This window comes from Bacillus sp. 196mf (genome assembly GCF_003217275.1).
Lineage (GTDB): Bacteria > Bacillota > Bacilli > Bacillales > Bacillaceae_G > Bacillus_A > Bacillus_A thuringiensis_S.
This window is the reverse complement of record NZ_QJTG01000005.1, coordinates 214,814-223,089: the sequence shown is the minus strand read 5'-3', so window position 1 is coordinate 223,089 and position 8,276 is coordinate 214,814. Positions and strand designations below refer to the sequence as shown.

Genomic DNA, 8,276 nt, shown 5'->3' with positions numbered 1-8,276 from the left:
GCTATTTTCCATTTCCGAAGTGTTTCATAAGACGGTATATTGAAAAGTGCTGCTGTTTCTCTGATAGATGTCCCGTGTTCATTCATATAATAAAGTACATCTAGTTTATACTGGGCTGGGTAGAATGTATAGCACTTTTCAAAGGCCTTTTCACCTGAAGACTCATATCGTCTAATCCACTCACGAAGTACGCTAGGGTTAACTCCTATAGATTTAGCAATTATTTTTCCACTTTCTGTACCATCTAAATATCGTTTCACCGCTTGGGTTTTTTCTTTTGAAGAAAATTTAGCCATAAAAAATGCACCTCCAATTGTTAGACTGTGTCTAACAATTGGGGTGCACTTCATCCTTAAAGAATGGCTTTTTTTATTATTGATAAATCTCTTTATATTTCTTATACTCTGCTTCAGAACATAGTACGAAATGCCCTGGGCGAATTTCACGCATTGTTGGCACTTCGCTACCGTAATCATGCTGCGATGGATCGTATACGATACGTTTACGATTGCGCTCATAATCTGGATCTGGTAGCGGAATTGCTGATAATAGTGATTTCGTATATGGATGAACTGGATTCGCATATAACTCTTCACTTGTTGTTAGCTCAACGATTTGACCACGGTACATTACACCGATGCGGTCACTAATGTATTTTACCATTGATAAATCATGGGCAATAAATAAGTATGTTAGACCTTTTTCTTTTTGTAGCTTTTTCAGTAAGTTTACAACTTGCGCCTGAATCGATACGTCAAGTGCTGAGATCGGCTCATCCGCAATGATAAATTCTGGTTCTACAGCAAGCGCTCGAGCGATACCGATACGCTGACGTTGTCCACCTGAGAATTCGTGCGGGAAACGGTTTGCGTGCTCTTTATTTAAACCAACTGTGTTTAATAGTTCATGAACACGGTCCATGCGCTCTTTTTTACTTTTCACTAATCCGTGAATATCAATACCTTCTGCGATAATATCCCCTACTGTCATACGAGGATTTAATGATGCGTATGGATCTTGGAAAATCATTTGCATTTTACGGTTGAATTTCTTCAATTCTGCGCGTGATTTCTTACCATGTACGTTTTCACCATCGAACAATACTTCACCAGCAGTTGCATCATATAAACGAATAATCGTTCTTCCAGTTGTTGATTTACCACAACCTGATTCTCCTACAAGACCAAATGTTTCTCCGCGGTAAATATCAAATGAAATATCATTAACCGCTTTGACAACACCACCACTCACGTCGAAGTGCTGCTTTACATTTTTTACTTCAATTAATTTCTCACGTTGTTTAGTCATGTTGTTCACCTGCTTTCATTTGAAGAATGCGTTTTTCAACGACTGCCGGTGGTTTTACTTCTGGAGCTTGCTCGTGAAGTAACCAAGTTGCCGCATAGTGTGTATCACTTACTTTAAATAAAGGTGGGTCCATTTCAAAATCAATTTTTAATGCCTGTGGGTTACGTGGTGCAAAAGCATCACCCTTCGGCGGCTTCAATAAATCCGGAGGCGTTCCAGGAATTGCGTATAACTCTTCCTCTGAGCCATCTAAACTTGGCATAGATGCGATTAAGCCCCAAGTATATGGATGTTTCGGATTATAGAAAATTTCATCTACAGTTCCAATTTCAACAACTTTACCAGCGTACATAACTGCCACTCGGTCAGCAACGTTTGCTACTACACCTAAGTCATGCGTAATGAAAATAATTGCCGCTTCTGTTTTTTGCTGAATGTCTTTCATAAGTTCTAAAATTTGTGCCTGAATCGTAACGTCTAGCGCTGTTGTCGGCTCATCGGCAATTAATAATTTCGGGTTACAAGCTAACGCCATCGCAATAACTACACGCTGTCTCATACCACCTGAGAACTGGTGAGGATATTGTTTTAAACGAGCTTCTGGATTTGGAATACCTACAAGGTCGATTAATTCTAAAGCAACTTTACGTGCGTCTGCTTTACTCATCCCTTGGTGTTTAATAAGGCCTTCCATAATTTGATTTCCAATTGTCATCGTTGGGTTTAATGATGTCATTGGATCTTGGAAAATCATCGCGATATCTTTACCACGTACTTGCTGCATTTCTTTTTCTGTTAATTTCGTTAAGTCACGACCTTCAAATACGATCTCACCATTTTTAATGCGTCCAGGAGGATTCGGAATTAATCCCATTAACGCTTTAGAAGTAACTGATTTCCCTGAACCAGATTCTCCTACAATCGCCAATGTCTCTCCTTTTTTCAAATCAAAAGTAACGCCGCGTACAGCTTGCACTTCACCTGCATGTGTATCAAAGGAGACTTGTAAATCTTTTACCTCTAACAATGTTTTCATCTTTGCCTCTCCCCTCTTTTACTTACGCATTTTTGGATCTAACGCGTCGCGTAATCCGTCTGCCATTAAGTTAAACGCTAAAATTAATATACTGATGACAACCGCAGGGATGAACATCATATGCGGATACGTTTGAATAGATTTATAACCATCATTTACAAGAGAACCTAGTGACGCAAATGGTGGCTGAATTCCTAAACCGATGAAACTTAAGAACGCTTCACCAAACACCGCTGATGGAATTGTAAACATTGTCATTACGATAATAGGTCCCATTACGTTTGGAATTAAATGTTTCACAATTAATTGTGTATTTGTTGCACCTAATGTACGAGATGCTAATACATATTCTTGGTTTTTTAATTTCAGGATTTGCCCACGAACGATACGCGACATCCCTATCCAACCTGTAATTGCCATTGCGAGTGTAATTGACCATATACCAGATCCCATAATGATTACCATTAAGATAACGATGATTAAGTATGGAATACCGTTAATAATCTCCATAATACGTTGCATAATATTATCTACTCTGCCGCCATAAAACGCCGAAATACCTCCGTATGCAACCCCAATTACTAAGTCAATTGCTGCTGCTAAAAGAGCGATATATAATGATACGCGTGTACCTTCCCATGTTCTTGTCCATAAATCACGACCAAGATCATCTGTACCAAACCAGAAGTACTCTTTAATATCACGTTTTTCATATTGGTCAACACCATATTGATCTGTACCGTCAAATGGTAACCAATGAACATTTTCAATAACTGGAATTTTGGGTGGCATTTTCGCACGACCTAAATCTTGCTCTTTATACGAGTGTTTACTTACCATCGGTCCAAAAATCGCTAGTAATATAATAAGGCTTAATAATACGAAACCAATCATCGCACCTTTATGTTGGAATAAACGTCTTCTTACATCTTGCCAAAACGTTAAGCTTGGACGGGCAATGACTTCATTATCAACATTATTTTGATTGGCTTGTTGAAATAAATCTGGAGATAATTTTTGTACATCTTTCATCATTTTTTCCCTCCCGCTAAACGAATACGAGGATCAATAATTCCGTATAAAATATCGACAATGAAAATAACTAAAATGAAGATAGCACTATAGAAAATCGTAGTTCCCATAATAACTGTATAGTCATTCACTGTAATAGATTTAACGAATTGTTCCCCAAGCCCTGGTACAGCATAAATTTGCTCGATAACAAGTGTTCCTGTAATTAATGCCGCAACCATTGGTCCTAAAATTGTTACTACTGGAATTAATGCGTTACGAAGTGCGTGTTTGACAATGATAACGCCTTGGCTAATTCCTTTTGCTTTTGCTGTTAAAATGTAATCGGCTTGCATAACTTCAATTAATTCTGCACGAGAGAAACGTGCGATTGTTGCGATAACTGCCATCGATAAAGCAATTGTAGGCATTACTGTAAACTCTGGTCCTTTCCAGAACGCTACTGGGAACCAACCAAGTTTTACCCCTACGAAATATTGTAGTAAAGCGGCGAATACGAATGATGGTACCGACATCCCGAGTACGGAAATAATTGTCGCTCCATAATCGACCCACGTATTGTTACGAAGTGCCGCAACGATTCCTAAAATTAAACCAATAAATGTTCCTAATATAATCGCTTGTAAACCAAGTTGTGCTGATGGTCCAATGCGATCCACAATCATATCTGTTACTGGACGGTTATCATATTGGAATGATACCCCTAAATCACCTTTTGCTAAGTTACCTAAGTAACGCGCATATTGAACTGGTACTGGATCATTTAAACCATATTTTTCAAGAATGATTTCTTTTTGTGCCGGTGATAGCTTCTCCTGGTTTTTAAGCGGAGAACCCGGAAGTAATTTCATCAAAAAGAAAGTCAGCGTAGTAATTAAAAATAATGTCAAAGCCATGTACACGAAACGTTTTAATACATAACGTCCCATAGTCAAGCACCTCCCCGTTTTTCTCAAAAGCAATAAGATAGTTTGAAATATTCTTACTTTTATTTTTTTAAAATAAGAGCATATGCCCATCATAGGCATATACCCCTGTAAACGATGGAAAAAAAGATTATTTTTGTTCAACAGATGCCCATTTGTAAGTTAATCTACCACCATAGTTGATTGGTATAATATCTTTTACAGCATCTTTTACTATATATGCTGAACCTTTTTGGAAGATTGGAGTGATAACTGCATCCTCTTTAATTAACATCTTCTCTACTTCTAAAAGGTTGTTCCAGCGTGCTTGTAAATCTTTTGTATCTGTTTTAGCTTTTAGAATTAACTCATCATATTTCTGATTAGAATACCCTGTTTTATTTTGAGAACCATTTGTAACAAACATATCTAAATATGAGATTGGATCTGGGAAATCTGGGCCCCAAATACCAAACGCAATATCATATTGCTGAGAATCTTCTAATTTATTTTTTTGTGCAAATGGCTGCTGTTTAATTTTAATTGATAAACCAGGTAAGTTTTTTTCCATCTCACCTTTTAAGAATTCACCAACCTTTTTTGCATCTTCATTATCAAAGTTTAAGAATTCTAGTTCGATTTTATCAGTGCCAAGCTCTTTCTTCGCTGTTTCCCAAAGCTTTTTCGCTTCTTTTGGATTCGTTTCAACTAGCTTTCCATTTTCAGATCGGAAATCTTTTTTATTCGGACCTTCAGCGAAATCTTTTCCAACAAATCCATAAGCTCCAATCGCACCATTATTTAAAATAACTTTCGCAATGTTATCACGATCAAAGGACATTGAAATTGCTTTTCTTAAGTTTTTATTACTTAAGTATTGATTACTTTGATTAAATCTTAGGTAAGCAACCCCTGCTTCTTTTCTTGTGTGGAATTCTGAGCTTTGTCTAAACTTATCAACAAATTCTGAAGTTAGAGCCGCACGATCAATCGAGTTTGTCTCATATAAATTTACATCAGTTGACGTATTTTTTACAATATTAAAGTTAATCTCTTCGATTTTAACCGTTTTATTATCCCAATATGATGGGTTCTTCTTAAACTGGAAGCTTTGCTCATGTTTCCAATCACTCATAACAAATGGCCCATTATATAATGTTGTATTTGCCTCTAACCCAAACTTATCACCTTGTGCTTTTACAAAGTTTTCATTTAGTGGGTAAAATACCGGATAAACTGTTAAATCAACAAAGTAAGGAACGGGATTGTCTAATTCCACTTCTAATGTATAATCATCAATCGCTTTTAAACCTAATTGGTCAGCAGGTAATTCTTTTTTATGAATTTTCTCTGCATTTTTAATATCAAACATAATGTACGAATACGTCGCTTTTGTATCTGGATTTACTGCTCTTTTCCATGAATACACAAAGTCTTTTGCTGTTACAGGCTCCCCATTCGACCATTTTGCATCTTTTCTTAATTTAAATATGTATTTCTTTCCGTCATCTAGCTTTTGAACATCTTCTGCAATTCCAGGCACTCTCTTTTGATCTTTGCCGATACGATATAAACCTTCCATCGTATTATTTAATGCTGTAGAAGATGCAGAGTCAGATGCTAGCGATGCATCCATTGACGGAATTTCAGATAACTCTGTTAAATTAAGAACCTGCTTTCCGTTACTACTACTCGTAGTTTTTTCTTTCCCTTTTGCTTTTGCGTCATCTTTTTGGTAGCTACACGCACCCAGCAACATACTTGCAGTTAAAGTCGATGCAAGTAATAACGGTATCTTTTTCTTCATGTTGTGTTGCCTCCCCTAATTGCACTTCCTGTACCCTCACTTGTTAAAAAGTAGAATTGAAAGAATAATCTCCAAGTTTCTACAATTTTCATTATACATATAATATAACAATTGTGAATATAGTTTTTTGTTTTTTTGTTAAAATTTTTAATAAAATGTTTATATTTTTATTTTTTTTGTAAAGGGATACGTTAACATTGATACCATCATCTTGAAATCAGACCTTTAATTGCGTATAATTTTCAAAAAATTAATTCTAGTACATATTATAGCTTTTATAGTATAATAATTCTAGTAATATTTTGACGGAGGGGAACATTTTGAATAAAGTTTTTTTTCATACTTGTATACTAATTTTCATAGCGATAATCGCTTCTAGTATTGGCGCATTCCTCATTTCATCGCAATTTTTGTTGAATTTTGTCAACATCTTGTTTTATATTGCACTGTTTTTTATTCTTATCGGCGGTTTTTTATACATATTTCAAAATGGTTTTTTCAATGTAACCATTTACGCATTCCAAAGAGTATTTGGTACGAACAAAAAGATTGACTCTTTAATTGAAGAAGTCGAGGAACCTACAGATAAGAAAGAACATATTTATAAAACATATTCATTCAAATGGACATATCCAATTTGTATTACAGGTATCGTTCTTGGGTTGTTCTCGACCCTTATTAGCTTTACTATTTTGATGTAGTTTGCAAACACTATCCCATATGATATAATAATCAGCAAAACATTTTGTTATAAAACTTTAGTTCTTTCATATTAAAAGAGCTCAAGTAACAATAAATAAATTTATATGTATGCGATGATAAAGAAGAGTACATATTGAGGCAATTTCAGAGAGCTTGTGGTCGGTGTGAACAAGTAATTGTACAGTATGGAATGGGCTTTTGAGCACCAAACCGAACCGAAAGTAGTAGGCTTTGGCGTTATATCCAAACGTTATTATGGATTAGAGAGACTTCACAGTGGTGAAATAATTAGGGTGGTACCGCGGTCCATTCGTCCCTATAGTTTTTGGGATGAATGGGCTTTTTTGTTTGCCTTCTCTTCCCCCATCACGCATTCAATTTTAGGAGGAATTACTTATGTCAGTTATCTTTTCTGGTATTCAGCCAAGTGGAACGATTACACTTGGAAACTATTTAGGAGCCATGAAGCAGTTTACAGAGCTTCAAAATGAACACGACTGTTATTTCTGTATTGTAAACCAACATGCGATTACAGTACCTCAAGATCCCGTACAACTTCGTAAAAACATCCGCAGTCTTGCTGCACTTTATGTGGCATGTGGCATTGACCCTGAAAAAGCTACTTTATTTGTACAATCAGAAGTACCAGCACACGCTCAACTAGGTTGGATCATGCAATCTGTTGCTTACGTTGGAGAATTAGAGCGTATGACGCAATATAAAGATAAAGCTTCTGGTAGAGATTCAGTTCCAGCTGGATTACTTACGTATCCACCACTAATGGCTGCTGATATTTTACTATACAATACTGAAATCGTGCCGGTTGGTGATGATCAAAAGCAACATATCGAATTAACACGTGACCTAGCAGAGCGTTTCAACAAACGTTACCGTGAAATCTTCACAATGCCTGAAATTCGTATTCCAAAAGTAGGAGCTCGCGTTATGTCCTTAACAGAACCTACGAAAAAAATGAGCAAATCTGATCCGAATCCAAAATCAATGATCAGTATGCTTGATGAGCCAAAAACAATTGAAAAGAAAATTAAGAGTGCTGTTACTGACTCTGAAGGTATTGTGAAATTTGATAAAGAAAACAAACCTGGTATCTCTAACTTATTAACAATCTACTCTTCATTCTCTGGAAAAACAGTTGAAGAAATTGAAGCAATGTACGAAGGAAAAGGATACGGTGACTTCAAAGGCGACCTAGCGCAAGTAGTCGTAGATGCAATTCGTCCAATCCAAGACAAATACAACGAACTAATCAGCTCACCAGAACTAGACGAAATTCTAGACAAAGGTGCCGAAAAAGCAAACCGTGTTGCATTCAAACAACTACGCAAAGTAGAAAATGCAATGGGGTTAAGTAGAAAACGTAGGTAACATATAAAGCGAAGGGCTAGGAGCCGGAGCTGGATTTCATATAAAGCGGAGGGCTTGCTACCGGAGCTAGGTTACTACAAAATTAAAAAACCGCCAATTG

General features: G+C 36.4%; 8 protein-coding genes and 1 other annotated feature. Of the genes, 2 read left to right on the top strand and 6 right to left on the bottom strand.

What is annotated here, in order from left to right:
* The 6 genes from ATL10_RS11000 to ATL10_RS10975 all read right to left on the bottom strand — a co-directional run.
* A partial coding sequence (locus ATL10_RS11000; RefSeq protein WP_142669950.1) for a helix-turn-helix domain-containing protein occupies positions 1-296 on the bottom strand: 296 nt, incomplete at its 3' end.
* Positions 297-372: 76 nt separating this feature from the next.
* Positions 373-1,308: an ABC transporter ATP-binding protein gene (locus ATL10_RS10995; protein WP_000166351.1), complete on the bottom strand. Its 936-nt coding sequence runs from the start codon at positions 1,306-1,308 to the stop codon at positions 373-375.
* Positions 1,301-2,344 (bottom strand): ABC transporter ATP-binding protein, encoded by a 1,044-nt coding sequence (locus ATL10_RS10990; RefSeq protein ID WP_000854346.1) that lies wholly within the window; start codon positions 2,342-2,344, stop codon positions 1,301-1,303. The genes ATL10_RS10995 and ATL10_RS10990 overlap by 8 nt, the downstream gene beginning before the upstream one ends.
* A gap of 18 nt (positions 2,345-2,362) precedes the next feature.
* Positions 2,363-3,379: an oligopeptide ABC transporter permease gene (gene opp3C / locus ATL10_RS10985; RefSeq protein WP_000974103.1), complete on the bottom strand. Its 1,017-nt coding sequence runs from the start codon at positions 3,377-3,379 to the stop codon at positions 2,363-2,365.
* A complete protein-coding gene (gene opp3b / locus ATL10_RS10980; protein WP_000534166.1) occupies positions 3,376-4,305 on the bottom strand; it encodes an oligopeptide ABC transporter permease in 930 nt (309 codons plus the stop codon). The genes opp3C and opp3b overlap by 4 nt, the downstream gene beginning before the upstream one ends.
* 127 nt (positions 4,306-4,432) lie before the next feature.
* Positions 4,433-6,088: a peptide ABC transporter substrate-binding protein gene (locus ATL10_RS10975; protein ID WP_110496903.1), complete on the bottom strand. Its 1,656-nt coding sequence runs from the start codon at positions 6,086-6,088 to the stop codon at positions 4,433-4,435.
* Between the two features lie 320 nt (positions 6,089-6,408).
* On the opposite strand from ATL10_RS10975, the gene ATL10_RS10965 reads away from it, so the two are divergent.
* Positions 6,409-6,789: a DUF3899 domain-containing protein gene (locus ATL10_RS10965; RefSeq protein WP_110496901.1), complete on the top strand. Its 381-nt coding sequence runs from the start codon at positions 6,409-6,411 to the stop codon at positions 6,787-6,789.
* Positions 6,790-6,894: 105 nt separating this feature from the next.
* Positions 6,895-7,111, top strand: a binding site (T-box leader).
* A 75-nt stretch (positions 7,112-7,186) separates the two neighbouring features.
* On the top strand, positions 7,187-8,176 hold the full coding sequence (gene trpS / locus ATL10_RS10960) for a tryptophan--tRNA ligase (RefSeq protein WP_000110989.1): 990 nt from the start codon (positions 7,187-7,189) through the stop codon (positions 8,174-8,176).
* Positions 8,177-8,276: the final 100 nt, after the last annotated feature.

Bases quoted from the DNA above. Each gene is read 5' to 3' on its own strand.
- ATL10_RS10975 (WP_110496903.1), bottom strand. From the start codon at position 6,088: ATGAAGAAAAAGATACCGTTATTACTTGCATCGACTTTAACTGCAAGT.
- opp3C (WP_000974103.1), bottom strand. From the start codon at position 3,379: ATGATGAAAGATGTACAAAAATTATCTCCAGATTTATTTCAACAAGCC.
- ATL10_RS10990 (WP_000854346.1), bottom strand. From the start codon at position 2,344: ATGAAAACATTGTTAGAGGTAAAAGATTTACAAGTCTCCTTTGATACA.
- trpS (WP_000110989.1), top strand. From the start codon at position 7,187: ATGTCAGTTATCTTTTCTGGTATTCAGCCAAGTGGAACGATTACACTT.
- opp3b (WP_000534166.1), bottom strand. From the start codon at position 4,305: ATGGGACGTTATGTATTAAAACGTTTCGTGTACATGGCTTTGACATTA.
- ATL10_RS10995 (WP_000166351.1), bottom strand. From the start codon at position 1,308: ATGACTAAACAACGTGAGAAATTAATTGAAGTAAAAAATGTAAAGCAG.